General features: G+C 58.4%; 24 protein-coding genes and 1 riboswitch. Of the genes, 13 read left to right on the top strand and 11 right to left on the bottom strand.

Annotation, left to right across the window (positions count from 1 at the left end; translation table 11 throughout):
• Genes ACR0B0_RS09820 through ACR0B0_RS09830 form a run of 3 tightly spaced genes read left to right on the top strand, consistent with a single transcriptional unit; the run spans position 1 to position 2,611 of the window.
• Positions 1-1,230, top strand: a complete 1,230-nt coding sequence (locus ACR0B0_RS09820) for a class I SAM-dependent RNA methyltransferase (protein WP_170349578.1) — start codon at positions 1-3, stop codon at positions 1,228-1,230.
• A gap of 20 nt (positions 1,231-1,250) precedes the next feature.
• On the top strand, positions 1,251-2,036 hold the full coding sequence (locus tag ACR0B0_RS09825) for an ion transporter (RefSeq protein WP_170349843.1): 786 nt from the start codon (positions 1,251-1,253) through the stop codon (positions 2,034-2,036).
• A 56-nt stretch (positions 2,037-2,092) separates the two neighbouring features.
• Entirely contained in the window at positions 2,093-2,611 is a 519-nt protein-coding gene (locus tag ACR0B0_RS09830) for a L,D-transpeptidase family protein (protein ID WP_170349579.1), read from the top strand.
• On the opposite strand, the gene ACR0B0_RS09835 is transcribed toward ACR0B0_RS09830, so the two are convergent.
• The 7 genes from ACR0B0_RS09835 to cysQ all read right to left on the bottom strand — a co-directional run bounded on the left by ACR0B0_RS09835 (position 2,595) and on the right by cysQ (position 10,592).
• On the bottom strand, positions 2,595-4,040 hold the full coding sequence (locus tag ACR0B0_RS09835) for a nodulation protein NodH (protein ID WP_170349580.1): 1,446 nt from the start codon (positions 4,038-4,040) through the stop codon (positions 2,595-2,597). The two genes, ACR0B0_RS09830 and ACR0B0_RS09835, sit on opposite strands and share 17 nt — an antisense overlap.
• Before the next feature lie 6 nt (positions 4,041-4,046).
• On the bottom strand, positions 4,047-5,747 hold the full coding sequence (locus tag ACR0B0_RS09840) for a DUF5927 domain-containing protein (protein WP_480647556.1): 1,701 nt from the start codon (positions 5,745-5,747) through the stop codon (positions 4,047-4,049).
• Positions 5,744-6,730, bottom strand: a complete 987-nt coding sequence (locus ACR0B0_RS09845; protein WP_170533175.1) for a glycosyltransferase family 2 protein — start codon at positions 6,728-6,730, stop codon at positions 5,744-5,746. Before ACR0B0_RS09845 ends, ACR0B0_RS09840 begins: the two co-directional genes overlap by 4 nt.
• Before the next feature lie 165 nt (positions 6,731-6,895).
• Entirely contained in the window at positions 6,896-7,876 is a 981-nt protein-coding gene (locus ACR0B0_RS09850) for a glycosyltransferase family 2 protein (protein WP_480647558.1), read from the bottom strand.
• Between the two features lie 64 nt (positions 7,877-7,940).
• On the bottom strand, positions 7,941-8,924 hold the full coding sequence (gene galE, locus ACR0B0_RS09855) for a UDP-glucose 4-epimerase GalE (RefSeq protein WP_170376474.1): 984 nt from the start codon (positions 8,922-8,924) through the stop codon (positions 7,941-7,943).
• Positions 8,925-8,994: 70 nt separating this feature from the next.
• On the bottom strand, positions 8,995-9,795 hold the full coding sequence (locus ACR0B0_RS09860; RefSeq protein WP_226689029.1) for a 3-deoxy-manno-octulosonate cytidylyltransferase: 801 nt from the start codon (positions 9,793-9,795) through the stop codon (positions 8,995-8,997).
• Complete coding sequence (gene cysQ, locus ACR0B0_RS09865; protein WP_480647561.1) at positions 9,795-10,592, bottom strand: 3'(2'),5'-bisphosphate nucleotidase CysQ; 798 nt, start codon at positions 10,590-10,592, stop codon at positions 9,795-9,797. Before cysQ ends, ACR0B0_RS09860 begins: the two co-directional genes overlap by 1 nt.
• A 122-nt stretch (positions 10,593-10,714) precedes the next feature.
• Between cysQ and ACR0B0_RS09870 the strand changes: the two genes are divergently transcribed.
• Positions 10,715-11,536, top strand: a complete 822-nt coding sequence (locus ACR0B0_RS09870; protein WP_170349587.1) for an ABC transporter permease — start codon at positions 10,715-10,717, stop codon at positions 11,534-11,536.
• On the opposite strand, the gene ACR0B0_RS09875 is transcribed toward ACR0B0_RS09870, so the two are convergent.
• Positions 11,533-12,135 (bottom strand): alpha-ketoglutarate-dependent dioxygenase AlkB family protein, encoded by a 603-nt coding sequence (locus ACR0B0_RS09875; protein WP_170349588.1) that lies wholly within the window; start codon positions 12,133-12,135, stop codon positions 11,533-11,535. The genes ACR0B0_RS09870 and ACR0B0_RS09875 overlap by 4 nt on opposite strands.
• Before the next feature lie 212 nt (positions 12,136-12,347).
• Between ACR0B0_RS09875 and dnaK the strand changes: the two genes are divergently transcribed.
• The 9 genes from dnaK (at position 12,348) to radC (ending at position 20,903) form a co-directional block, all read left to right on the top strand.
• A complete protein-coding gene (dnaK, locus tag ACR0B0_RS09880; RefSeq protein WP_170349589.1) occupies positions 12,348-14,255 on the top strand; it encodes a molecular chaperone DnaK in 1,908 nt (635 codons plus the stop codon).
• 74 nt (positions 14,256-14,329) lie between these two features.
• Entirely contained in the window at positions 14,330-15,484 is a 1,155-nt protein-coding gene (gene dnaJ, locus ACR0B0_RS09885; protein ID WP_170349590.1) for a molecular chaperone DnaJ, read from the top strand.
• Positions 15,485-15,612: 128 nt separating this feature from the next.
• Positions 15,613-15,719: riboswitch (TPP riboswitch) on the top strand.
• Positions 15,720-15,762: 43 nt separating this feature from the next.
• Positions 15,763-16,566, top strand: coding sequence for a bifunctional hydroxymethylpyrimidine kinase/phosphomethylpyrimidine kinase (thiD, locus tag ACR0B0_RS09890; RefSeq protein WP_480647563.1), 804 nt, complete (start codon positions 15,763-15,765; stop codon positions 16,564-16,566).
• The gene (locus ACR0B0_RS09895) at positions 16,563-17,540 is read left to right on the top strand and encodes an FAD-dependent oxidoreductase (RefSeq protein WP_480647565.1); all 978 of its coding nucleotides are present in this window, start codon (positions 16,563-16,565) and stop codon (positions 17,538-17,540) included. The genes thiD and ACR0B0_RS09895 overlap by 4 nt, the downstream gene beginning before the upstream one ends.
• Entirely contained in the window at positions 17,524-17,718 is a 195-nt protein-coding gene (thiS, locus tag ACR0B0_RS09900) for a sulfur carrier protein ThiS (protein WP_480647567.1), read from the top strand. Before ACR0B0_RS09895 ends, thiS begins: the two co-directional genes overlap by 17 nt.
• A 2-nt stretch (positions 17,719-17,720) precedes the next feature.
• Positions 17,721-18,485, top strand: coding sequence for a thiazole synthase (locus ACR0B0_RS09905; RefSeq protein WP_480647568.1), 765 nt, complete (start codon positions 17,721-17,723; stop codon positions 18,483-18,485).
• Entirely contained in the window at positions 18,482-19,078 is a 597-nt protein-coding gene (locus tag ACR0B0_RS09910) for a thiamine phosphate synthase (RefSeq protein WP_480647570.1), read from the top strand. The genes ACR0B0_RS09905 and ACR0B0_RS09910 overlap by 4 nt, the downstream gene beginning before the upstream one ends.
• The gene (locus ACR0B0_RS09915) at positions 19,075-20,037 is read left to right on the top strand and encodes a HesA/MoeB/ThiF family protein (protein WP_480647572.1); all 963 of its coding nucleotides are present in this window, start codon (positions 19,075-19,077) and stop codon (positions 20,035-20,037) included. Before ACR0B0_RS09910 ends, ACR0B0_RS09915 begins: the two co-directional genes overlap by 4 nt.
• A 110-nt stretch (positions 20,038-20,147) precedes the next feature.
• On the top strand, positions 20,148-20,903 hold the full coding sequence (gene radC, locus ACR0B0_RS09920) for a RadC family protein (protein ID WP_058283296.1): 756 nt from the start codon (positions 20,148-20,150) through the stop codon (positions 20,901-20,903).
• 4 nt (positions 20,904-20,907) lie between these two features.
• On the opposite strand, the gene ACR0B0_RS09925 is transcribed toward radC, so the two are convergent.
• The 3 genes from ACR0B0_RS09925 to secA form a co-directional block, all read right to left on the bottom strand.
• Positions 20,908-22,464, bottom strand: a complete 1,557-nt coding sequence (locus tag ACR0B0_RS09925) for a phosphate ABC transporter substrate-binding/OmpA family protein (RefSeq protein WP_480647574.1) — start codon at positions 22,462-22,464, stop codon at positions 20,908-20,910.
• 25 nt (positions 22,465-22,489) lie between these two features.
• On the bottom strand, positions 22,490-23,413 hold the full coding sequence (locus tag ACR0B0_RS09930; RefSeq protein WP_170349599.1) for a hypothetical protein: 924 nt from the start codon (positions 23,411-23,413) through the stop codon (positions 22,490-22,492).
• Positions 23,414-23,513: 100 nt separating this feature from the next.
• Positions 23,514-26,231 carry a preprotein translocase subunit SecA gene (secA, locus tag ACR0B0_RS09935; RefSeq protein ID WP_170349600.1) on the bottom strand — a complete coding sequence of 906 codons (2,718 nt, stop codon included), beginning with the start codon at positions 26,229-26,231 and terminating at the stop codon, positions 23,514-23,516.
• Positions 26,232-26,321 lie beyond the last annotated feature (90 nt).

Raw genomic sequence — 26,321 nt, forward strand, 5'->3', positions numbered from 1 at the left:
ATGACGCAACACTTCACCATAAATCGCCTGGGTCATCAGGGAGACGGCATTGCTGACGGCCCGGTTTACGCGCCGCGTACCCTGCCAGGTGAAGTGGTAAGTGGTACATTAGTAGGGCAGCTGCTGACTGACATACGGGTTGAAACACCCTCGGACCAAAGGGTGAAACCTCCTTGCCGTCACTACAAGGCCTGTGGTGGATGCCAATTGCAGCACGCCGCAGATGATTTTGTGGCCGACTGGAAGGTCGAAGTGGTGCGCACCGCACTGGCGGCGCAGGGGCTAGAGGCGCAGATGCGCCCGATCCATACTTCGCCCGAGCGGTCGCGCCGCCGTGCCACGATCGCCGTGCGTCGAACCAAAAAGGGCACGCTGGCCGGATTCCATGGCCGAGCGTCCGACACGATCACCGAAATCCCCGATTGTCATCTGCTGGACCCGGCCCTGATTGCTGCCATACCGGTGGCCGAGGCGCTGGCTATTCTGGGCGGAAGTCGCAAGGGCGTACTGGCCGTGACACTGACCTTGTCCGAAGGCGGGCTGGATGTGGCCGTCAAGGGTGGCAAACCGCTGGATGGGCCGTTGGAACTGGCATTGGCGCAGGCAACCGAGAAGCACGGCTTGGCGCGGCTTAGCTGGGATGGTGAAGTGATCGCAATGCGCCAACCTCCGATGCAACGCTTTGGGGGTGCTGGGGTTGTGCCACCGCCCGGAGCATTCCTGCAGGCGACAAGAGATGGAGAACAGGCTCTGTTACAGGCCGTTTTGCAGGCAATACAGGGTGCGAAGCGTATTGCCGACCTGTTTGCAGGCAGTGGGACTTTCTCACTACCACTTGCCGAAAGTGCCGAGGTACACGCGGTCGAAGGTGAAGCCGCGATGACGGATGCGCTGGATCAGGGCTGGCGCCGCGCGCAAGGGTTGAAACGGGTCACGACCGAGTCCCGCGACCTGTTCCGCCGCCCGCTGATGCCCGATGAGTTGAAATCCTTTGACGCCGTTGTGCTGGACCCGCCCCGCGCTGGGGCCGAGGCGCAAGTTGCCGAACTGGCACAGGCGCAGCGCCCGGTGATTGCATATGTCTCGTGCAACCCGGTGACCTTCGCGCGGGACGCAAGAACGCTGGTTAATGCGGGCTACACTCTTGAATGGGTACAGGTGGTGGACCAATTTCGATGGTCGTCACACACGGAACTTGCCGCGCGGTTTGTATGGGGGCCCGCATCATGAGCAGACAGGAGAGTGTCAATATGGGCTTCAATCAGCGTCTGCTGACCATCATCGAACATCCCACTTTTGGCCGGTTCATCACTGCGGTCATCATCTTTAATGCTGTGTTGTTGGGGATGGAGACATCGCCAACCCTGATGGAGGCCGCGGGACCCCTGATCGTGACGCTGGACACAATCTGTCTGGCCATTTTCGTGGCCGAGATCGCCATGAAGCTGTTGGCGACCGGGCGACGGTTCTTTCTCAGCGGCTGGAACGTCTTTGACTTTATCGTTGTCGGCATTGCCCTCATCCCCAGCGCCGGGGGGCTGTCGGTATTGCGGGCGTTGCGAATCCTGCGGGTACTGCGGGTTATCTCGGTCGCGCCGCGCCTGCGGCGGGTGGTCGAGGGTTTTATTTCGGCCCTGCCGGGCATGGCCAGCGTATTCCTGTTGATGGCGATCCTGTTCTACATCGGTGCCGTGATCTCGACCAAGCTGTTCTCGGCCACTTTCCCGGACTGGTTCGGCGACCTAGGTCTGTCGGCCTATACGCTGTTCCAGATCATGACGCTGGAAAGCTGGTCCATGGGCATTGTCCGTCCGGTGATGGAGGTCTATCCCTATGCCTGGCTGTTCTTTGTTCCGTTCATCATGGTCACCACCTTTGCGGTCGTGAACTTGCTGGTCGGTCTGATTGTGAACTCGATGCAGGATGCGCATCATGCCGAGGATGAGGTGCGAACTGACGCCTATCGCGACGAAGTATTGGAACGGCTGGAAAGCATCGAGCGCCGCCTGACCGAACAGCAGCACATCAAAAAGTGATTTCAGTTTTTCGGAAATCTGGCATAATGCTGAAAAAAAAGAGCAGGCAGTGAAACATGGATCGTCGAGCATTTGGATTGGGCGCTATGGCAACGCTGGGCCTTTCGGCCTGTGCCACAGCTAGCCCACGATTTCTGACATATGATGGCCCCGAGGTGACTTCTTTGGTCATCAACAAGGGCGCGCGGAAGATGTATCTTCTGCACAACCAAACCATTCTCAAGGAATACAAAGTCGATTTGGGCTTTGCGCCAGATGGTACAAAGACAAAGCGCGGTGATGGCCGCACGCCCGAAGGCAGCTATCTGATCGACCGTCGCAACCCCAACAGTCGCTATCACCTGTCGCTGGGGATTTCCTATCCGAATTCCAATGATATCGCGCAGGCCAAGGCGGCCGGTGTTGATCCGGGTGGTGATATTTTCATTCACGGTCAGCCGAAAAAGCGGTCGGAACTGAAACGCGCCAAGAAGACAGCGGATTGGACCGCCGGTTGTATCGCCGTCAAGAATGAAGAGATCGAAGAGATCTATGCGATGGTCAACAAGGGCACACTGATCACGCTGCGCCCGTAACTGGTTCCCAATCCCCGAACCCGAATTGCACATAGTCGCGCTGGTAGGCCTCAGCCGCCAGCGTTTCTAATCTGTCGTCATAAATTTCGGCCAACGTGAACGGGATTTCCGGCGCGCAAAACCCGGGTGTTGGTGGGCTGTCATGCCCCATCCGTCTGGCTAGATCGGGCAGGGTTGTTGCGATCTCATCCTCGCGCAGGATGAAGTCAGGCAGAGCAAAGGATGCCATCCCGTCTAATACCTGAGACTGGCTGCACCACGTTCCATCCACACGAACGGGCGTCTGTCCAGCCAGATTTTGGCGTAGGAAGATTAGGAAGGCCGAAAACGCCTCATAATGCTGATCAACCGGGTAATTGCCGTCACGCAGCTGACCCGGGATCGGAATTTTGAACCGGTTGCGCAGCATATTTCGGATTTTCAGGTAAGCGCCGGGCCCGGTGCTGAGGATGTTGGAGCAAAAGGCCGAATGCGCCCGTGCCAGAGGGTGCTGTAGTACCGTGAATTTTCGGTGTCCGGGATGAGCGTGCAGCCATCGCCGCATCTGTTTGCGGTTCAGATTGGTGACCAGCTTGTCGGTGCTGACCGAGTCAAGATCGGCCATCCATTGGGTCACAGGTGCCTCAAGCCCGCCGCGTATCGGCATAAACATCAAGGGCGTATGCGGCGCGGCGACATAATTGCCGACGGTCGATCCGCGCCGGGGCTCGAAATTCGGGGTGCGATGCAGGTTGAAACTGTCGATCCGGGCCAAGGCATGCTCGGTCTCTTCCGGGTTTGTCACCTTGGACAGGGTCGGGCCCGGGTTCTGCGGCTTGATCGTATCGTCAATCGAAGCCGACCGCGCCGAAATACCCAACCACGCGGCCAGCCCGTTCAGCACCTCCAGATTGGTCAGGTCGTCATAGGAAATGTAAAACCCGGTTTGACCTGTTCGCTGAAGGGTATTGAGCAACAAGAGCTGAAAATCCTGCTGTCTATCCAGATAGGATTCAAACTCTTCCGCATTAAACTCTACCTGTGCTTCGCGGCGGCGTTTGATGTTCTTCAGTTGCCACTGCTTGGTTTCCCGCGCAATTTTCAACGAAACGTAACTGTCCAGAGGATTGCGCGTCAAAATGATTTTGGCGCAGCGTGGGTCAGCCAAAACAGGCTCTAACACGCGGTTATCGTGCCCCTGAAAGAAGCGGAACCCATTTAACTCGCCGGGTGCATCTTTGATTGCCTGCACCAGTTTCATCGGATCGCCGTCACGATCTTCCAAAGTTACATCCAACAGACTTTCAGATTTCAGCCGACCAATGAAATGTGGGTTGAATGCCTCACCAAAGCTGGTGACGCCTTCAAGCGCGTTGAGATTGAACTCAAGCAGGTTGGACCCGGTGCGCATCGCGGCGAGGATGACGAAATAGTCGAACTTGGATGTCATGACAGACTATTGCACCAGATAGGGTTTCTTGAATGGCCGAACCCGCGCGCCGAAAATATCATCTGCCGGAAAATCCCCCACCAAATAAGGATGCATTCCCTGATTTTTGAGGTTCTGGAGGAATTGTCCAAAGCCAGTCAAATCCACCATTTTTGGCGCCTCGGTCAAATGGTTCGCGCGATGGGTGCCGATTTCCTCGATCACGGTCTGCATGGGCTCCATCGGAGATTCCACAAATTCGGCCAAGGACCAGGTCCGCACCTGCGCCTTGGTCCAGACCGAGCCCAGAACCTCAAGCTGTTTGGTTTCAATCTGTTGAAGGCGTGCCGCTTCACAGCGGATATCGGCGAAATTCATGTTCGACCGGAACAGTGGGATCGCCCAGGCCCCGGTGATAACCGAGATTTGCGCGTTCTTATCCCGCGCCAGAAACCAGCTGATCTTTTGCGTGTCCCCGGGACCGAATTGAAAGCACTGCCGCTCACCCCGTGTGTTCCAGATCAGGTTCGAGATAAAGGCCGTTGGGTTATAGTCACGCAGAACCGCACAATCGCTGAGCGCACCGTTTGTGATCGTGTCCCCGTTGGCGAACTCGGCCCGAGCGGGGCCAAACAGGTGCCCATGCACCCGTGCGCCTGTGGTCTCAGCCAGCCAGGGTTCAAAATCCTCGAACAGCTCGGCAAAGCCCTGAAATACCGAATAAGGGAATGAGGTCAGGCCGTTCTCACTGCCGTGGCGAGGAAAGCGGCTTTGCATGTACAGCCCGTCGCGCCCACGGGTTCGACGCTCGACCGCTTTGGAAAATACCCGGTCGATCTTGCCCGGGTTGGGTTCGGCTGGTCGCATGGCGCTGCTCTGATCGGTCAGAAAGGCCTGATACAGCCGATCAGCACGCGGCCAGATCTTTCGGGCCACAAAACAGTCCGACCGGCGCAGCAACTGTAGATGATCATCATAAAAGATATGTGGTCGCCCCTGATAGTCGAATTTCGACAAGGTCAGCGACCGGCTTTCGATGTGGGTGGAATACAGTCGGGCCAGCGTCTGGAAATAGCTTTCATCCGGAATCCAGACGCGGCGGAAATAGCGGTCATAGGTCTGCCGCTTGGGGTCCTGCAGAATGGCCGACAGGGTCTGTCGGGTCAGGCACCACCATTGGCTGCCCATATGCGGCATCAGCCCTTCGGGGATTTTGCGGCGCATCCCGAGGGCGCGTTGCAGTTTTACATAAGCGTCGAACAGTTTGCGGTTCCGGCGCCAGGAAAACGGAAAGCGCAGTGTAAAACGTTCCTGATCCAGCCCACCGATCGTCCAGCTGACATCGGCGGTCGTTGCGCTTTCGATGAAATCGACCCGAGGCCGGTCAGAAAGATAGTCGATCAGCTCATCCACGGGCCGCAGGGGCAGGCAGGCCCCCGAAGACAAGTAGACGTGATGAACGTCCGGAAAAGCCTCAAGCATCAGTTCGGCCGCGGATTGTGAGGCCGCGACAATTCCCCAACTACCCCATTCGCAGGTATGGCGTTCCGAGAACCGGATCAACGCTTCATCCGCGAACGCGGCAACGAAATCGGAATAAACTTGATCCGGCACTTTGCGGTCCACATGGATCACCACCGGACAGCCCGATGCCGTCCAATGCCGTGCCACCTGCTCGGCCCGGTGCAGTGCTGTATGAACCAGCATGACAATGCCCAGACGGCTCATGCCCAGTTTCCTTTCGACATGAGGCCAAGGATCTCAAGCTGACGCCAGTTGATGTATTTCTCGGACCGGTCACACCAAAACACCGGCTGCTCGTCCAGCCCCTGGGCATATGCGCGATATTCGCCCGAGCGGCGGTAATGCTGGCCGCGCTGCATCTCTTCGCGGGCTTTGTCGCCCAGCGTGCTGATCAGCTTGGCGTGCAGCAATGCACCGCTGGTCTTTTCACCGCCCCAATCGTCATAAACCTGGTTTAAGCCACGCGGCAGCAGCGAATGGGTCGAGCTGACATAGACATAGCGACGGTCCCATTTGACCAAGGGAATCTTGTTCAGCGCAGGCGCTTGCAAGGGGGTGTCGCGAAAAAACACGCGCGCACGAGGTCCCCCCTGAATCCACAGATTTTTATACTCGGGGTTCTTGGTGATCATGTAGTTGCCAGCATCAAACCAGCGGGCGATCTCAAACGGGTCCTGCCCTTCGTGATACGGCTGAGCATCCACTGGTCCTTGCGGATACATGTCGATCAGCATGGTGCCGAAACTGCGTACCGCGCAGCCGTCCAGCCAATCGGTCAGGGCGCGGATCGGACGGGTGTCGCAGAACGGATAGATAAAGAACTCATCCGGGTCGACTGTCAGAACCCAATGTCCGTGTGCGTATTTTCGCAACAGGTAGTTTGACCAATCCAATCCAAACGAAGCCTGTTTATAGCTGGCATTTGCCCGCCAGACCGAAACGTCGGGTTGGCTTGCCAGGTATTCGCCCGAGCCATCATCGCTGTCGTTGTCGACAAACAGAAAATGATCGACGCCCAACCTGCGGTAGTATTCCAGAAAGTAAGGCAGGCGGATTTTCTCGTTCCGCAGAACGCTCATCAACAATATATCGTCGCGTTGGATATCGTTGGTCTTGTCGGAAATCGGCTTCAATTGCCGACGTTTGCGCAGGCAGCGCACCAGACGACGCTTGCGCCGCAATCTCATTCGGTATGAATCCAACAGGCTCACGCGTTTGCACTGCCTTTTTCGTTACGCGAGCATGCCCGGGGCTGGACGATCCAGAGTGGTGCCGGGCAAGTGCCGTTTTATGCCATTGATGTATCTTTCAAGGCAACGAATTTAAAAACCGTTAGTCACATATGCTGCTTTTCAGCAAACTTTCCCCATCAGACCCAATTGTTGTAATTGGGCCCAGCCCTCAAGACGCACGGACTGAGGCGTCCACATGTTGGGGCGGTTTCCAATTGCATCATAATATGACCCAAATAGGTCGGGATCATGAAAATGCTGCCGTCGGGTTTTTTCGGTCGATGACTTGTCCACCACCTCGGGAAGAAATTTGGTGTGCAGCAACACGCCCGAAGGCGTCTTGCCGCTGGGGCCGTCATAGAACGTGTTCAGGTGTCGGGGCAGGGCCGAGTGGCACGAGTTCACATATGCATAGCGCCGTGACCAGCGCACCAGCGGGATTTTGTTCAACGTGGGCGAATTCCGCGGCCTGTCGGCAAAAAACATCCGTTCTCGCGCGCCACCCTGCACCCACAGGTTTCCCAATGGGCTTTGGCGCTGCGCCCGGTAGGGGCCGGGATCGAACCAGCTAAGGGTTTTGGTCGGGTCCATTTCGGGGTCATAGGGCTGCGCGCCCAGTGGCCCCTTGGGGTAGAGATCCAGCAGCAGCGCGCCAAAGGCGATGTGGCCTTGTTGGTCCAAGGTGCCTGTTAGGTCATGCAGGGATTTGCTGTCGTGGTTGGGGTAGATCAGCAGCTCATCCGCGTCCACCATCAAGGTCCAGTGTCCGTGGCCATAGCGCATTTGCAGCCATGTCAGCCAATCCAAACCGTATCGCGCGTCGCGATAGCTGTTAAGGGTCTGCCACAGCGACACATCGGGCTGATCGCACAGAAATTCTACCGAGCCGTCATCGCTGCCGTTATCCACGACCAGAAAGTGATCCACCCCAAGCCCGCGATAGTGGCGGAAGAACCACGGAAGGCGATTGACTTCATTGCGTAGCGTGGTGAAGGCCAGTGCCGCGCCTGGTCTGATTTGCGCGGTCTGATCCTTGAGGCTGGCTAGCTGATGGCGGCTGCGAAAGGATCGCCAAAGCAACCGTCGTCGTTTCAGACGCAACCGGTACTTCTGCACCCATCCAATGGGGGGAAGATTATCGGCTGCATGATCTATCACCTATGGTTCACTTTTCGTAATTGCCGTTCTGATGCCAGCGCCAGGCATCACTGATCATCGTCTCTAACGTTGATCTTTTTGGGGTCCAACCAAGCTCTTGCCCCGCACGGACCGAGCCTGAAACAAGCTTGGTGCAATCACCAGCGCGGCGGGGGCCGATGGAATAAGGCACCTCGCGGTTGGTGACGGCTTTGGAATGGTCGATCACCTCCATCACCGAAAAGCCCGATCCGGTGCCAAGGTTGAAAACCCGACTACCCTTGCCCTGTTCCAGCCAGTTCAACCCCAAAACATGAGCATCAATTAGATCGCAGACATGCACATAGTCGCGGATGCAGGTACCGTCGGGTGTGTCGTAATCGGTGCCGAATACGGTCAGCCCGTCGCGCTTGCCGTCAATGGCGTCCAGCATCAGCGGCACCAGATGAGTTTCGGGACGGTGGAATTCCCCCACTTCACCCTCGGGGTCGGCACCGGCCACGTTGAAATAGCGGAAGATCACGTGGTTCAGGCCATATGCGGCCTCGAAATCATGCAGGATATCTTCGATGGCCCGCTTTGAGGCACCATAAGCGTTCAGCGGCAGTTGCGGTGTGTCTTCATCCAGTACCACATTGTCATGCTCGCCATAGGTGGCGCAGGTCGAGGAGAACACAAAGTTCAGGCAACCGGCTGCCACGGCTGCCTCGATCAGGTTCAGTGATCCGGTGACATTGTTGGTCCAATATCTGCCGGGCTGGGACATCGCCTCGCCCACCTGACTGAGGGCGGCGAAGTGCATTACGGCGGCGGGCTGGTATTTGGCGAAGACCTCATCCAACCGAGCGCGATCCAGCAGATCGCCCTGTTCGAACGGTCCGAATTTCACCGCGTCCTGCCAGCCGGTGATCAGGTTGTCATAAGTCACGGGTGTATAGCCCGCCTGCGCCAGCGCCTTGCAGGCATGCGATCCGATATATCCAGCTCCGCCGGTTACAAGAATATTGGTCATCTGTCTTCCAGACAAAGAAGTTTGCGCCCTGCTATGCCAACAGGCGTGTCCAGGTCAGGGGGAAAATGGCTCAATCCAACCCCATCGCGGCCATCATTTCCTCAAGCTTGGGGACGTCCTGCGGGTTGTTCAGTTCCCAGAACTGGCGGCCTTTGGCCTCAACCTCGACGCACAGAACTTTGCGGCCATTCTCCATAAAGCGCAGTTGCTCAAGCCCTTCCAGCTGTTCCAGCGGGCCCACCGGCCAGGTGGAATAGGCGGCCAAAGCATCGGGGCGATAGGCGTAGACGCCGACATGGTGGAAAACCGGGGTCTCTTCTTCGCCTGCGTAGGTCTCGGCGGTGAACGGGACGACCTCTTTCGAGAAATACATGGCGCTGTGATCCGCGGCGAAGACGGCGGTGGTGCCGCCAACGCGCCCGTGCTTGCGGTCGTTCAGCAGGCTGTTCAGCGCGTCACCATCGCAGCGCAGCACGGGTGTGGCGACGCCCGCCCCGGGCGCGGCGCGCAGGCCAGCGATCAGGTCTTCGACAAACCAATGCGGTGTCAGCGGCGCGTCGCCTTGCAGGTTCACCACGATGTCATAGCCAGCGCCAAGGTTGGCATGGGTCTCAGCGCAGCGTTCGGTGCCATTGCCGCAGCTTTCCGAGGTCATCACCACCTCGGCCCCGAACCCTTCGGCCACTTCGCGGATGCGGTCGTCATCGGTGGCAACGACCACCTTGTCGACGCCCGACACCGAACAGGCAGCGCGCCAGGACCGCTCGATCAACGTCATCGCGGTGCCATTGGCGCCGGTCAGCGGAACCAGCGGTTTGCCCGGATAGCGGGTCGAGGCATAGCGGGCGGGAATGGCGATCAGAACGGACATCAGGCCTCCTTCAGGTCAACACCCGGAGCGTAGGCGATAAAGAACGGGTTTGCATAGCCGTCCTTGCCATAGGTCAGCGGTGAATGATCATCAAAGCGCACCACGTTGCCGCCCGCACCGGCCAGCACGGCATGGCCCGCAGCTGTGTCCCATTCCATCGTGCGGCCAACGCGGGGGTAAAGATCTGCCTCGCCCGTGGCCACCAGACAGAATTTCAGGGATGAGCCCGCGCTCTTGCTGTCCTTCACCTGATATTTGTTGATGTAATCCTCGGTGGCCTGATCGCGGTGCGATTTCGACGCCACGATCAGAAGCGCTGAATTGTCCGGATTAGACACTGATATGGAAGTCACCTCCCCAGCCTGGGCTTTGTCCAATGCTCCGGTCTCTTCAACCGACTGACCATCGGCTTGTGTATAAAACATGCGGCCCTTTGCAGGCGCATAAACCACGCCACGGGTTGGAACGCCGTTTTCGACCAACGCAATATTCACCGTGAAATCGCCGCGCCGGTTGATGAATTCTTTGGTGCCGTCCAAAGGATCGACAATCAGGAATCTGTCACCCTTTTCTGAATGCGAGGCGGCCTGTTCCTCGGTCACCAGCAGAATATCCGGGAAGGCATCGCGCAGACCGGCCGAAATCAAGGCATCGGCAGCTTCGTCTGCTTCGGTCACCGGGCTGGAATCGGATTTGACCTTTACGTCGAAATCATCCGAATTGTAGATCTCCATGATCTTGTCACCGGCTTCCAGGGCCAGCCGTCGAATGACGGGAATGAGGGCGTCGTAGGTCACAAAAAAGCTCCGTTCCTGTGATTTGTTGATCGAATAGCCTGACGGCCTTATGATGTGCCGGTTACGGAACGGCAAGAATTTCGTGACAGATTGCAGGTGAAAAAACGGGAAAGACGCTTCGGGTGTATTATTTCAAGCGAAACCAGTCCTTACTGGGCGGCGCGTTCACAACGGCCGAGCTGATTTTCCACGCCGTTGTTCGCAGCATACGGTCCCAGCATCACAACGCGGTCGTGGCCATAATCATCAACATCTTGCAGGTTCTCGCCCTGGTTTTGGTGTTGTATACGATCCTGTCTTTCCTGGGACCACGTATTGCAAGAATCCGGGGCGAATTTGTCCTGTTTCTGCTGTCGGGCGTATTTCTGTTCATCACCCATATCAAGTCCGTCAGCGCGGTAGCGGGGGTCGGGACCGGCAACAACCCGATGATGCTGCATTCGCCGATGAACATGGTTGTCGTCCTGTTGGCCACCGCTTTTGGGGCGCTTTACACGCAGATTGTGACAATCATCGTGATCCTCTTTATTTACAGTGTAGCAGTCGCGCCAATTGAAATTCAGGAACCGGGCGGCGCTTTTGGCATGTTGATCCTGAGCTGGTTTGTTGGCTGCGCAATTGGCGTCGTCTTCATGGCTCTGCGACCGTGGTTTCCCACTTTTGTGACAGTCCTGACCAATATCTACCGGCGCTTGAACATGATCTTTTCGGGTAAAATGTTCGTGGCGAATGCGCTGGGCGGTGCCACGTTGGCCATGTTCACCTGGAACCCCCTGTTTCACGTCATCGATCAGTGCCGCGGTTTTCTTTTCCGCAATTATTTTCCTCGCAATACCAGCTGGGAATACGCGCTTTGGGTGGGGCTGATCCTGCTGCTGATCGGCTTGTTGGGAATTTTCTTCTCTCGTCAGCATGTGTCCCAAAGCTGGGAGGCGCGCCGCTAACCTGCCACACGCAGCGTCAGGTTGATCCGACCACCCTTGGGCAACAGTTTTGATGATCCGAACCGGATGCGGTCGACGCCGTGATAGGTCAGCCGGGCGGGCCCGCCCATGATCACCACATCACCCGAGTTCAACCAGATGGATTCGGTCTTGCCGCCCCGTGTCTGGTTGCCGATGCGGAACAGGGCATCATCCCCCAGTGAGATCGACAGGACCGGCCAGGAAAAATCGGCCTCGTCCTTGTCCTGATGCAATCCCATCCGGGCCCCTTCGCCGTAGTAGTTGATCAAACAGCAATCAGGATCACGGTCCGCACTGGCAAGGTCGCGCCAGATACCAAGAATCTGCTCCGGGATCGCGGGCCAAACCGCGCCTTTGGGGTGTTGCGCCTGATATCGGTAACCCGTCTTGTCGGTGACCCAGCCCAGTGACCCGGCCGACGTCATACGCACGGACATTTCCTTACCCGATGGCGTGACCGGCCGGAACAAAGGGGCGGATTTCAGAATCGGCCGCAGGCTGTCGATCAGCCGCTCCTGCGCGGGCCCGTCCAGCCAGGCTTTCCTGATATCAAAACCGCGTAAAAGCAGCCGCGCCATCCGAGAATCCCCGATCCTTGCCAAAACCTTGCCAAAAAGGCCACAGATTCCCGAAAACCTGCGTTTTACAACGCTTGCAGGCCTCTGATCCCGCCCTTATATACGCCGGGACGCGCGATGGTGTAGGGCTGTTGCGCACATCAGATCGGGGCCGGGTGCCATAACGGGTTCGGACCTCGGGACATCGCCTTGAAGAGAAAGGGATTGAACATATGGGAAAAGTAATCGGGATTGACCTCGGAACCACCAACTCGTGTGTGGCCATCATGGACGGCTCGCAGCCGAAGGTCATCGAAAACGCCGAAGGGGCGCGGACCACGCCCTCGATCGTCGCCTTCACCGAAGATGAGCGACTGGTCGGTCAGCCTGCAAAACGCCAGGCGGTCACCAACCCCGACAACACGATCTTTGGTGTTAAGCGTCTGATCGGTCGTCGTGTGGATGATGCAGAAGTCGAAAAAGACAAGAAAATGGTGCCGTACGCCATCGTCGATGGCGGCAATGGCGACGCGTGGGTGGAAGCCCGCGGTGAAAAGTACTCCCCAAGCCAGATCTCGGCCTTCACTCTGGGCAAGATGAAGGAAACCGCCGAGAGCTATCTGGGTGAGGAAGTCACGCAAGCCGTGATCACCGTTCCTGCATATTTCAACGACGCACAGCGTCAGGCCACCAAAGACGCCGGTAAAATCGCCGGTCTGGAAGTGCTGCGGATCATCAACGAACCGACAGCGGCTGCGCTGGCCTATGGTCTGGACAAAGAAGAAACTCAAACCATCGCGGTCTATGACCTTGGTGGCGGTACTTTCGACGTGACCATTCTGGAAATCGACGACGGCCTGTTCGAGGTCAAATCGACCAACGGTGACACCTTCCTAGGTGGTGAAGACTTTGACATGCGCATCGTCAACTACCTGGCGGATGAGTTCAAAAAGGAACACGGTGTCGACCTGTCGCAAGACAAGATGGCGCTGCAGCGTCTGAAAGAAGCTGCTGAGAAAGCCAAGATTGAGCTGTCTTCGACTTCGCAAACCGAAATCAACCAGCCGTTCATCTCGATGGGTTCGAACGGTCAGCCGCTGCACATGGTCATGAAACTGACCCGTGCCAAGCTGGAATCGTTGGTTTCGGACCTGATCAAAAAGTCGATGAAGCCCTGCCAGGCCGCACTGAAAGACGCTGGTCTGTCGGCTGGCGACATTGACGAGGTTGTTCTGGTCGGTGGTATGACCCGGATGCCGAAAGTGATCGAAGAGGTCACCAAGTTCTTCGGGAAAGAGCCGCACAAGGGTGTGAACCCGGACGAAGTGGTTGCCATGGGCGCCGCCATTCAGGCCGGTGTTCTGCAGGGCGACGTCAAAGACGTAGTTCTGCTGGACGTGACCCCGCTGTCGCTGGGGATTGAGACGCTGGGTGGGGTGTTCACCCGTCTGATCGACCGCAACACCACGATCCCGACCAAAAAGTCTCAGGTCTTCTCGACCGCCGAGGACAACCAGAACGCCGTAACCATCCGCGTGTTCCAGGGTGAGCGTGAAATGGCTGCGGACAACAAGATCCTGGGTCAGTTCAACCTCGAAGATATCCCGCCTGCACCGCGCGGCATGCCTCAGATCGAGGTGACTTTTGATATCGACGCCAACGGCATTGTCTCGGTTTCGGCCAAGGACAAAGGCACTGGCAAAGAGCAGAAGATCACCATCCAGGCCTCGGGCGGTCTGTCGGATGAAGACATCGACAAGATGGTCAAGGACGCCGAAGAGAACGCGGAAGCCGACAAGGAACGCCGCGAGCTGGTAGACGCCAAGAACCAGGCGGAAAGCCTCATCCACTCGACCGAAAAGTCGATGGAAGAGCATGCCGACAAAGTCGACCCGACCACCATCGAAGCCATCGAGCTGGCAATTGCCGCGCTGAAGGACGAGCTGGAGACCGAGAATGCCGACAAGATCAAGTCGGGCATCCAGAACGTCACCGAAGCGGCCATGAAGCTGGGCGAAGCCATCTACAAGGCGCAAGCCGAAGAAGGTGAGGATGAACCTGCGGCGGCAGATGCTGCGCCGGGTGAGGACGACATTGTTGACGCCGAGTTCGAAGATCTGGACGACGACAAGCGTAACTAACGGGTAACCGGGCCAATGTGGGCCGGTCCGGTTGCCGGGCCGGCCCAAATACGTTGAGGCTGAAGGAAATACTGATGTCAAAACGCGACTACTACGATGTGCTCGGCGTATCAAAGGGCGCATCAGCGGATGAAATCAAAAAGGGTTTTCGCAAGAAAGCCAAAGAGTTGCATCCCGATCGCAACAAAGACAACCCGGATGCCGAGTCGCAGTTCAAAGAAGCCAACGAGGCTTATGATGTTCTGCGCGACGCCGACAAAAAGGCCGCATATGACCGTTTCGGCCATGCCGCCTTTGAAAACGGTATGGGCGGCGGTGGTGGTCGTCCGGGCGGCGGCTTTGGTCAGGGTGATTTCTCCAGCGCATTCTCAGACGTGTTCGACGATCTGTTCGGCGATTTCATGGGCGGTCAGCGTGGCGGCCCCGGTGGCGGGCGCCGTGCGGCGCGCGGATCGGACCTGCGCTATAACCTGCGCGTGACGCTGGAAGAGGCGTTCGCGGGCCTGCAGAAAACCATCAGTGTTCCTGCTGCCGTGGCCTGTTCGGCCTGTGACGGATCGGGTGCAGAAGGCGGAGTGGAGCCAACCACCTGTCCAACCTGTTCGGGCATGGGCAAGGTGCGTGCACAGCAGGGTTTCTTTACCGTCGAACGATCCTGCCCGACCTGTTCGGGTCTGGGTCAGATCATCAAGAACCCCTGTAAAGCCTGTGGCGGTGCAGGCCGCGTGGAAAAAGAGCGTGCGCTGTCCGTCAACATCCCCGCCGGCGTCGAGACCGGAACCCGCATCCGCCTGGCGGGTGAGGGTGAAGCTGGGATGCGCGGTGGCCCTCCGGGTGATCTGTATATCTTTGTCGAAGTGTCGGATCACAAGCTGTTCGAACGCGACAGCGTGAACCTGTATTGCCGCGTCCCGGTCAGCATGGCCAAGGCTGCGCTGGGCGGTTCGATCGAAGTGCCAACCATCGATGGTGGCCGTGGCCGCGTGCAAATACCAGCAGGCAGCCAATCGGGCCGTCAGATGCGCCTGCGCGGCAAAGGCATGCCCGCCCTGCGCGGTGGTGGTGTGGGCGACATGTTCATCGAACTGGCGGTGGAAACGCCGGTCAATCTGACTAGCCGCCAGAAGGAACTGCTGAAAGAGTTCGACGATTTGGGTGAGGATAACCACCCGGAATCAAAAAGCTTTTTCTCATCCGTCAAATCCTTTTGGGATGGGATGAAGGGCTAAGATCACTCCACCAAGTTGCTAAAAGGCCGATCCCCTTGGGTCGGCTTTTTTCGTTTTATAGGTCCAGTTTGTCCATGAACTTCGCGAAATTTGGCTCTTGAATCTTGCCACATCCCCTGAGATTGTCGCGCCAACCGTTGGGGTGCCCTGATCAAGGGGCTGAGAGGCGTGAATGCGCTAACCCATCGAACCTGATCCGGGCAATACCGGCGTAGGGAACGGTCTACACACACAGACGTTTTCCATGCTGCGTTGCCCCCTGATGATGGAGCAACGATATGGCGCATATTGCCCTGACAATTGCGGGCTCGGACAGTGGCGGTGGGGCCGGGATTCAGGCGGATCTCAAGTCGATGTCTGCGTTGGGCGTGTATGGGGCCAGCGTGATCACGGCGGTCACGGCGCAGAACACGCGGGCTGTGACCGCAGTGCATGGCATACCGCTCAACGTAGTGGCCGCTCAGATCGAGGCGGTGCTGACCGACCTGGATGTGAGCGCGATCAAGATCGGCATGCTTGCGACCCCTGAAATTATTCAAACCGTTGCCGTGGCGATCGCTGGGTTTGATGGCCCCGTCGTTTTGGACCCGGTGATGATCTCCAAATCTGGCGATGCCTTGCTGGTACAGGATGCGGTTCAGACCCTGCGTGATGTTCTTGTGCCCCAAGCGACCATGCTTACCCCGAACTTACCCGAGGCCGCTTGTTTGCTGGGCACCTCGGACGCCGAATCCCCCGATCAGATGATCGCGCAGGGGATGGCGCTGTGCGGGCTAGGGGCGCGCTCGGTATTGATGAAAGGCGGACATGGGCGCGGCGACGTTTGCCACGACGTCTTGCTTGATCCTTCGGGAGTTGTGGCAGAATTCACCGCCACTCGGCGCAATACGCGCAATACGCATGGCACCGGTTGCACCCTGTCGTCTTCGATAGCAGCCGGGCTGGCGCGAGGGCTGGGCCTGACCGACGCGGTCGCGCAGGCGCATGAGTATCTGCAAGGGGCCATTGCTAAAGCCGACAGTCTGATGGTCGGACAGGGGCATGGCCCGGTTCATCATTTCCATCGGGACTGGCCCGCGTGACGGTCTGGTCGGTCATAGGGGCCGGTGTGGCCGGGCTCGCCGTAGCCAGCGAGCTAGTGTCGCGCGGGGCGCAGGTTCAGGTGTTCGATCCCGGCGGCCCTCCGGGCCCGCATGGGTGTTCTTGGTGGGCTGGGGGTATGTTGGCCCCGTGGTGCGAGTTTGAAAACGCCGAAGAACCGGTGTTGCGGCTGGGCAAGGCTGCGTTCGAGTGGTGGACTACGCGTACTCGGGTGGAACAACGTGGCACGCTGGTTGTTGCCAACCCGCGTGATCTGCCGGATCTGCGTCGGTTCGCCCGTCGGACCGGGGGGTATACCGAGATTAGTCAGTCTGAAATTGCCGATTTAGAGCCTGATTTAACCCGTTTCACCAAAGGTCTGCATTTCACGGATGAGGCTCATCTGAACCCGCGACAGGCGCTGCGGGATCTGCTCCGCCAATTGCAGGACCAAGGGGTGGTTTTCCACCGGAAACTGGTCCCGACCCAGCTGGAGAATGCAATCGATTGCCGCGGTCTGCACGCGCGTGAGGTTTTGCACGACCTGCGCGGCGTCAAGGGAGAGATGCTGGTGATCCGCTGCCCGGACGTGAACCTGACGCGACCTGTACGTCTACTGCACCCCAGGATACCGCTGTACATCGTGCCGCGTGGGGATGGTTTCTACATGCTGGGCGCAACGATGATCGAAAGCGAAGACAGCAGCCGTATCACGGCCCGATCCATGCTGGAACTGCTCAGCGCCGCCTTTGCGCTGAACCCCGCCTTTGGCGAGGCCGAGGTGCTTGAGATCGGTGTCGATCTGCGCCCGGCTTTTCCCGACAACCTGCCCCGCATCCGGCGGCTGGGGCATACGATTTATGCCAACGGACTGTACCGCCATGGCTATCTGCTGGCCCCAGCGCTGGCGCAGGGAGTGGCCGATCTGGCGTTGGACAACAAACATTCGGAGATGGTCGATGCAGATCGTGCTTAATGGTGAATTGCGCGAGGTGCGCGCCGAAATCCTCTCGGACCTGTTGGTCGAATGCGGGTTCTCGGGGAGGGTGGCGACAGCTGTAAACGAAGACTTTGTGCCCTCGGGTCTGCGCATTGCTCAAAAGTTGACCGATGGCGACCGGGTTGAAGTCGTCGCGCCGATGCAGGGAGGCTGAGGATGAAGACCTTCTACGGAAATCAGCTGCCCAATCCGCTGATGTTGGGAACGGCGCAATATCCAAGCCCCGCCATTCTGGAACAGGCGTTTCGCGAGAGCGGCGCGGGTGTTGCCACAGTGTCCTTGCGCCGTGAATCCGGGGCTGGGCAGACCTTCTGGCAGATGATCCGCGAGCTGGGTGTGCTGATCCTGCCGAACACCGCTGGGTGCCACACGGTCAAAGAAGCCGTAACCACCGCCCATATGGCGCGTGAGGTGTTTGACACTAATTGGATCAAGCTGGAACTGATCGGCCACACTGACAGTTTGCAGCCAGATGTGTTTCAACTGGTCGAGGCCGCGCGCATACTGACCGAGGACGGGTTTCACGTATTCCCCTACACCACCGACGACCTGATCGTGGGCGAGCGTCTGCTGGCCGCCGGGTGCGAGGTGCTGATGCCTTGGGGTGCACCCATCGGGTCGGGGCGCGGGCTGAACAATGAATATGCCCTGCGCGCGATGCGGGCCGAATTCCCCGACATACCGCTGGTAGTGGATGCGGGCGTCGGCCTGCCCAGTCACGCCGCGCAGGCGATGGAGTTGGGTTATGACGCCGTTCTGCTGAATACCGCTGTCGCTCGCGCCGGAAACCCTGTGGCCATGGCCCGCGCAATGATACTGGCGATTGAGGCCGGGCAACTGGCGCATCAAGCCGACCCGATCGAGGCGCGCGATATGGCCGAACCATCAACTCCGGTAATCGGAAAGGCCTTCTTATCATGATGTTAGACCGGTTCTATCCGATCTTCGACCACTCTGACTGGTTGCGCCGGATGCTGCCCCTGGATGTGAAGCTGGTGCAACTGCGGATCAAGGATCAGCTTGATGTGATCATACGGGAACAGATCGCCCAATCGTTGGAACTATGCCGTGCCCACGGCACCGTGCTGGTGGTCAATGATCATTGGCAGGCGGCTATCGACGCTGGTTGTGAGTGGATTCATCTCGGGCAAGAGGATCTGGACGAGGCCGATCTGAAAGCCATCCGCAAGGCGGGGCTGAAACTGGGTGTCTCTACCCACGATGATGATGAATTAGAGCGTGTCCTGACCATGGACCCGGATTATGTGGCTTTGGGCCCGGTCTATCCGACGATCCTGAAAAAAATGAAATGGGAACAGCAGGGCCTGCCACGCGTCACCGAATGGAAGGCACGGGTGGGGGATATCCCTCTGGTCGCGATTGGCGGCATGAGCGTTGAGCGGGCGCCGGGCGTCTTGCAGGCGGGGGCCGACATCGTCTCGGTCGTCACGGACATCACGCTGAATTCCGATCCAGAAACCCGCGTTCGCGAATGGATCGAGGTCACGAGATGAGCCGCTATGCCCGCCAGATGATCCTGCCCGAGGTTGGACCGGCAGGCCAGACCCGCCTGTCGGCAGCGCGGGTTCTGGTGGTGGGCGCGGGCGGGTTAGCCGCCCCGGTCTTACCCTTGTTGGCCGGGGCCGGGGTTGGGCATATAACCATCCTGGACCGGGATCAGATCGCGCTATCGAACCTGCATCGGCAGACATTGTTCGCTGAATCCGACTGTGGGCGCGCCAAGGCCAAAGTCGCCGCAGAACGCTGCCGGGCGTTGAATGGTGACATCACCGTAGTGGCCGGGAATCAGGCTCTAACAAACCAGAATGTGTTAAATTTTGTCCGCGGCTCTGACATTGTTCTGGACTGCGCGGACAGTTATGCGGCCAGCTATATCCTGTCGGATACCTGTTTGTTGCAGGGCAAGCCGCTGATCAGCGCATCCGTATTGGGGCTGACAGGCTATGTCGGTGGGTTTTGTGCTGGCGCGCCGTCCTTGCGTGCGGTGTTTCCGGATGCACCGGATAGCGGCGCGAGCTGTGCAACGGCCGGCGTGTTGGGCCCTGTCGTTGGGGTGATAGGTGCCTTGCAGGCGCAGATGGCGCTGGGCGTGATACTTGGCCTGGACCCCTCGCCTTTGGGACAGTTGGTACAGTTTGACGCCCGCACGCTGCGCAACAGCACATTCAGATTTGACGGCGCACCGGAACCGGCGCACCACTTTCGATTTCTTTCCGCCAGCCAATTGACCGAAGATGATGTGATCATTGAACTGCGCACCCGGGACGAGGCCCCCGAGCCTCTTCACAGCAGGGCACGTCGGGACATTGTTGAATCCCTGAAAACAGAGCCTAACAAAGGAAGAAGAATTGCGCTTTGTTGCTCTAGTGGATTGCGCGCATGGCGGGCGGCTGAGCAAATTCAATCGGATTGGTCCGGTGAGATTGTCCTGGTTGCAGCCTCAACTACATGAGTGAATTGATACACGAGGTAAGTGGAAACCGGTGACTATCGACCAAAGGGGACTAAGGTCGTTTGGACGCGTTAACCTTTCGGAAACCGTTTCCGCGCAAATCTGAGCGCATGACTCAGGACGCCTTTGCCGAAGCCCCGATGCTGTTTGAAAGTGACGAAGCCCCGGTGGCGCCCCTGCCCTCGGGGCGATTGCCGTCCTATATCAAAGACCACCGGAAACGCCTGCGGGAACGGTTCATGTCAGGTGGATCGGCGGCGATGCCGGATTATGAGCTGTTGGAACTGGTGCTGTTCCGTTCAATCCCGCGGCAGGATGTAAAGCCGCTGGCACGGGCGCTGATGGACACGTTTGGGGATTTCAACCGGGTTCTGACCGCGCCCGAGGAACGGCTGCGTCAGATCAAGGGCGTTGGTGACACGGTGATCACCGATTTGAAGATACTTGAGGCCTGCGCCCATCGCATGGCCCGCGCGCGGGTGATGCAGCGGCACGTGATTTCAGGTTGGGATGCACTGCTGGACTATTGTCACACCACGATGGCCCATCGCGAGACGGAGCAGTTCCGGGTGTTCTATCTGGATCGCAAGAACGTGCTAATCGCGGATGAGGAACAGGCCAAGGGCACCGTCGATCACGTACCTGTCTATCCGCGCGAGGTTGCGAAACGGGCGTTGGAATTGAATGCGTCAGCCTTGATCCTGGTACACAATCACCCTTCGGGCGATCCGACCCCGTCGCAATCAGATATCGACATGACCAACCGGATACAGGACGCATGTCTGGCCCTGGGGCTGACGCTGCATGATCATCTGATCATCGGCAAATCGAATGAACTGAGCTTTCGGTCGCAGGGATATCTGTAGCGAGTTACTGAACCCAGATCTCGACCCGGCGGTTGATCTTTCGGCCCCATTCGGTGTCGTCGCAAGCCATCGGCATCGCCTCACCAAACGCATCGACTTGCAATTCAACACTATCGGGAATGGCAGTTTCCACCGCCGCCAACACCGCATTGCGCACGGTTTTGGCGCGCAGCAAGGCGATCCGCTTATTTGCAGTCGCGGCTCCGTCGCCGTCGCTGAAACCAACGAACACCAGCTTGCGCGCATTCAGCGTCCCGGCCTCAAGCTGTTGGGCCAAATGCTGGATGTTCGACCGTGATTGTGCGTCGGGGCGGGACGAGCCTGCCTCGAACCTGACCGATAGCGACAGCCGGGACATGGGTCTGAGGGTATCGACCATACGCTGCAATTCCTCCAACCCAACCTCGGGGCCACCCGAGGCCACCGCATTGGCCAGACGATCCCCCTGCAATCCGATCCGCATCATCTCGGGTTCCTGATCGACAAAACCCGCATTGCGGATCGCCTTTTGGGCTGCGTCGCCTTGGGTATAAGCCAGAAACTGCCGGGCGATACGGGGCAGGCGGCGCTTGGGGAGGTACAGGAACATGGGTGAGGTCAGCAGGTAGTCCTCGGTCTTGATCGTCTGCCGGGTGGCCATCAACACGTGACCACATCCACCGGTCAGGGGCAGTGCGCGGGCCGCGTCAGCCTCGGCCTGGCTAGCGATGCCGATGGCAAAAGGGTCCTTGGTGACCTTTTGAACCAGATCGCTGCTGCGCTCATGCCGGATAACGGCATCAGACAGAACGACACTGGCGGGTGAAAGCAGTTGATCCTCGACCCCTTGTGCCAGACCTGATCCGGCGTCGGGCAGGTGCAGCGCAATTGGTGCGTCGGGTCCACCCAAGGCGGACCAATTGTCAATCGTGCCAGAAAACACCAAGGCGAGATCCGCGGGAGAGATTTGGGGCACGGGATTGTCCGGCGCCACGATGGGCACCAACGCATCCAACGCAATAACCCGCGACCGGCGTGCGTGGTTCAAGTCACCCAAACCAGCGGCCTCGGCAGCCTCTTGCTCTGACGGGCGGATTTCGCGCAAAGCCATGACAATGTCGGTTTGATCCGCGATCAGATCGGCAAAGCCCTGACCGGTATTGCCGATATCGAAATAGAATCGGCCCAGCGGCGCGTCGCGCCCATCCTGATGAAGCTCGTATATCAAACTGTCCGGAGCGGATTGGCGGGACGTGACTGACAGCCCTTCCTGTTCGGCAAAGCCCATCAACAGGGCAGGCAACACCTTCTCGGCCATGACGGAAGAGCCTGAAAACCTCAGTTCGCCCACGAAATCGGTCAGATTGGGGCAGGCAGGGCCATCGCAGGTCACGCCCGAGCCATCCACCGTCAGCTCACCAAATTGGGTGTCGACGCGGTAGAACTCTCCGTCAAAGCCAAGCAGGGTACCTGTCACCTCGACCTTGCCGTCATGAGAGGTGAGCGTGATATCCTGCGCCTGAACGGCTGAGGAAAGTGTTGCCGAAAACAGTGCGACCGCCGCCACACGAAGAAATGTCATAGGAAGTTCTAGCCTGCCTGCGGTTTTAGTTTGCCGCGATTGTCAGGTTTTGGAACAGATTATTCAACACCAGAAACTCACCTGTTTTGGAGCAGTCTGGAAAGTTCAGCGTTAATTCGCGCGGCCGCAGTTTCCGGTCTTCGCGCAACTCCAGCGACTGGACGTGCAGGTCCGTGCCGCAATTTTCTGCCGTCACCTCAGCCTCGACCGTCAATTCGATCGAGCCCGATTGACCCGATTGCCCGGCGGGAAAGGAATAGATCTCGAGGTTGCGCGCATCGCTGAAGGTCGGTTGCGTCAGCTGAACGACACTGCCTGCGCCTTGCGAGTCAGACTGAGCCGAAACATGACCTGCATCCCCATAGCTGGCCCCAAATTCCAGCGCGTGGATCTGCAGTTCGGTCGTGCCCTGCCATTGTAATACAACGCGGGCATACTGGCTGATGTCGGGAACGTGAGTGGTGGCTACGGTCCCTTTCTGATCGTCAAGCGAGATCAGGAAGATCGCGTATTCCGACAAGGCTGGTATGGTCAGGTCCAGCGTGCCATTGGCGTCTGTCTGCTGGGTTACGGTCAGTCCACTGTGATGCACCTCGATCCGTTCATTGCCATAGCAGGGGGCCTTGATGATCAGGCGCGCGGCAGCACCGGGCACGGCGCGTGCGCGGGCGCTCAGGCTACAATCAGCGTGATCAGAGGGGGTTGACCGGCCGGGAGTCTCAACTCGTTGTGCAGAAGGGATGGCGCGAACCGTTTCCTGGGCGGGGGTCGAGGAGGTCAAGACAATGTCCTCCAGCCCGGGAATACCGGCGCCTTGATCAGCGGCCGCAAGTTCAGTGCCCTGCACGTCGTCAGACCACGCAGGAAATCCATTTTGCATCAGGTAACCAATTGCCAGCGCGCAAACGACTGTGCCGCCGGTGGTCACGTAGTTCTTTATTACAAACAAGACACCCTCCCCAGTTGAAGGAGCGAGTCGCATATTGATTCTGAATCACGGCCAATATGTGGCCGTGAGGGGGACTCAATGTGTCTGAATTACGCTGACGTCAGGTCAGGCGCCCGTGGCAGTGTTTAAATTTTTTGCCCGATCCACAGGGGCAACGGTCATTGCGCGACGGGTTGCCCCAGGTGCTTGGATCATCCTCGACAAAGCCGGGACGCGGATCGCCCGAGGCTTCGGCCTCGGCTACCGCTTCGGCCCGTTCGGTCGCTTGTTCGACCTGCTGCTGCGCCTGAGCCTGTTGTGCTTGCATCTGCGCCAGCATTTCCCGCTGCTCTTCTTCAGACAGTGGGCGCACGCGTGACAATTGCTGAGTCACGGTCTCACGCAGGCTATCGAGCATCGACTCGAACAGCTGGAAGCTCTCGTTCTTGTATTCGTTCAGCGGATCGCGCTGGGCATAGCCGCGGAACCCAACGACCGAGCGCAGATGTTCCAGCGTCAACAGATGCTCGCGCCATTTACCGTCGATGGTGTTCAACAGCACCTGTTTTTCGATGTTGCGCATGTTTTCGGGACCAAAGGCCGCCGCTTTCTGCGCCATCATCTCGTCTGCGGCGTTGATCAGACGTTCGCGTACCTGCTCGTCATCCACGCCTTCTTCGGCGGCCCAGTCCTGTACAGGGGCGTCGATGGTCAGCTTATCCTTGACCGCCTCGTGCAGACCGTCAGTGTCCCATTGATCGGCATAGGATTTTGGCGGCATGTGTTCGTCGATCAGATCGTCGATCACCTGTTCGCGCATATCCGAGACGATTTCGGACAGGTCGTCCGAAGACATGATCTCACGCCGTTGGCTGAACACTACCTTCCGCTGGTCGTTCATCACGTCGTCAAATTTCAGGACGTTCTTGCGCATGTCAAAGTTGCGGCCTTCGACCTTGGACTGTGCCCGCTCCAGTGACTTGTTCACCCAGGGGTGGACGATGGCTTCGCCTTCTTTCATGCCCAGGGTGGTCAGCACCTTATCGAGCCGTTCTGACCCAAAGATTCGCATCAGGTCGTCTTCGAGGCTCAGGTAAAACACGGTGCGGCCCGGATCGCCCTGACGGCCCGAACGGCCACGAAGCTGGTTGTCGATGCGGCGGCTTTCGTGACGCTCGGACGCCATTACATAAAGACCACCGGCTGCCAGAACCTTTTCCTTTTCCTCGGCATGGCGGGATTCTTCAGCGGCACGCAGCTGGGCCGGGTCGGCCTCGGGGTTTTCGGCCAGTGCCTGCAAAACCTTCATTTCCACATTGCCGCCCAGCTGAATATCGGTGCCGCGGCCAGCCATGTTGGTGGCGATAGTCACCGCACCCAGACGGCCGGCATCGGCGACGATCTGCGCCTCTTGCTCGTGCTGGCGGGCGTTCAGAACATTGTGTGCAATGCCTTCCTTTTGCAGCATTTGGCTGAGCAGTTCGGATTTCTCGATCGACGTGGTGCCCAGGAGGACCGGCTGGCCCTTTTCCTGCGCCTCTTTGGTCTGTTCGATCATCGCGCCGTATTTCTCACCGGCGGTGCGATAGACCTGATCGTCTTCGTCCAAACGGGCAATCGGTTTGTTGGTCGGAACCTCGACTACGCCCAAACCGTAGATTTCAGCGAATTCTTCGGCCTCGGTCAGTGCGGTGCCAGTCATGCCGCCCAGCTTGTCGTACAGGCGGAAATAGTTTTGGAAAGTCACACTGGCCAGCGTCACGTTTTCCGGCTGAATCTGCACACCTTCTTTGGCTTCGATGGCCTGATGCAGACCTTCGGACAGGCGGCGGCCCGGCATCATCCGGCCGGTGAATTCGTCGATCAGCACGACATCGCCGTCACGGACGATATAGTCCTTGTCGCGCGTGAACAGCTTGTGCGCGCGCAGACCTTGGTTGACGTGGTGCACCACGGTTGTGCTTTCGGGATCATACAGCGAATGCCCTTCGGGGATCAGCCCCGCAGCAATCAGCTGCTGTTCCAGAAACTCGTTGCCCTCATCGGTGAAGGTCACGTTGCGGGACTTTTCGTCCAGCGTATAGTGATCGTCCTGCAACGAGGGGATCAATCCATCAATGGCGGTATACAGATCCGAACGGTCCTGCGACGGCCCAGAGATGATCAGAGGTGTTCGCGCTTCGTCGATCAGGATCGAGTCGACCTCGTCCACAATCGCGAAGTTGTGGTATTTCTGGTAAATCTGATCCAGCTCGGCCTTCATATTGTCGCGCAGATAGTCGAAACCCAGCTCATTATTGGTGGCATAGGTCACGTCACAGGCATAGGCCGCTTTCTTTTCGGCGTCGGGTTGGCCCGACCAGATCACGCCGGTGGTCATGCCCACGGAGGCAAACACCTTGCCCATCCATTCCGAGTCGCGCTTGGCCAGATATTCGTTAACCGTGACCACGTGAACGCCCTTGCCGGTCAGCGCATTCAGATAGGCGGGGAAGGTGGCGACCAGCGTCTTGCCCTCACCGGTCTTCATTTCCGAGATGTTGCCTTGATGCAGGAACGCGCCGCCCATCAGCTGCACGTCAAAGGCGCGCAGACCCAGCGCGCGTTTGGCGCCTTCGCGGACGTTGGCAAAGGCTTCGGGCAGCAGGTCATCCAGGCTTTCCCCGTCCAGTGCGCGTTTGCGCAGCTCGGCGGTTTTTTCGATCAGGCCGTCATCGGACAGTTTCTCGAACTCTGGCTCCAGCGCGTTGATTTTCTCGACCAACGGGCGGGTCGCCTTAATCTTGCGGTCGTTCGGTGTTCCGAACACCTTTTTGGCGAGCGTTCCGAGTCCCAGCATGTTCACTCCAGCGGATCTGTTCTTATCGTGGTTGCGACAGGCTTGCCCACCTTGCGCGCAACCCATAGATACGGGGGGTGAAAGGCGGCC

Source organism: Ruegeria sp. BA12 (genome assembly GCF_056539625.1).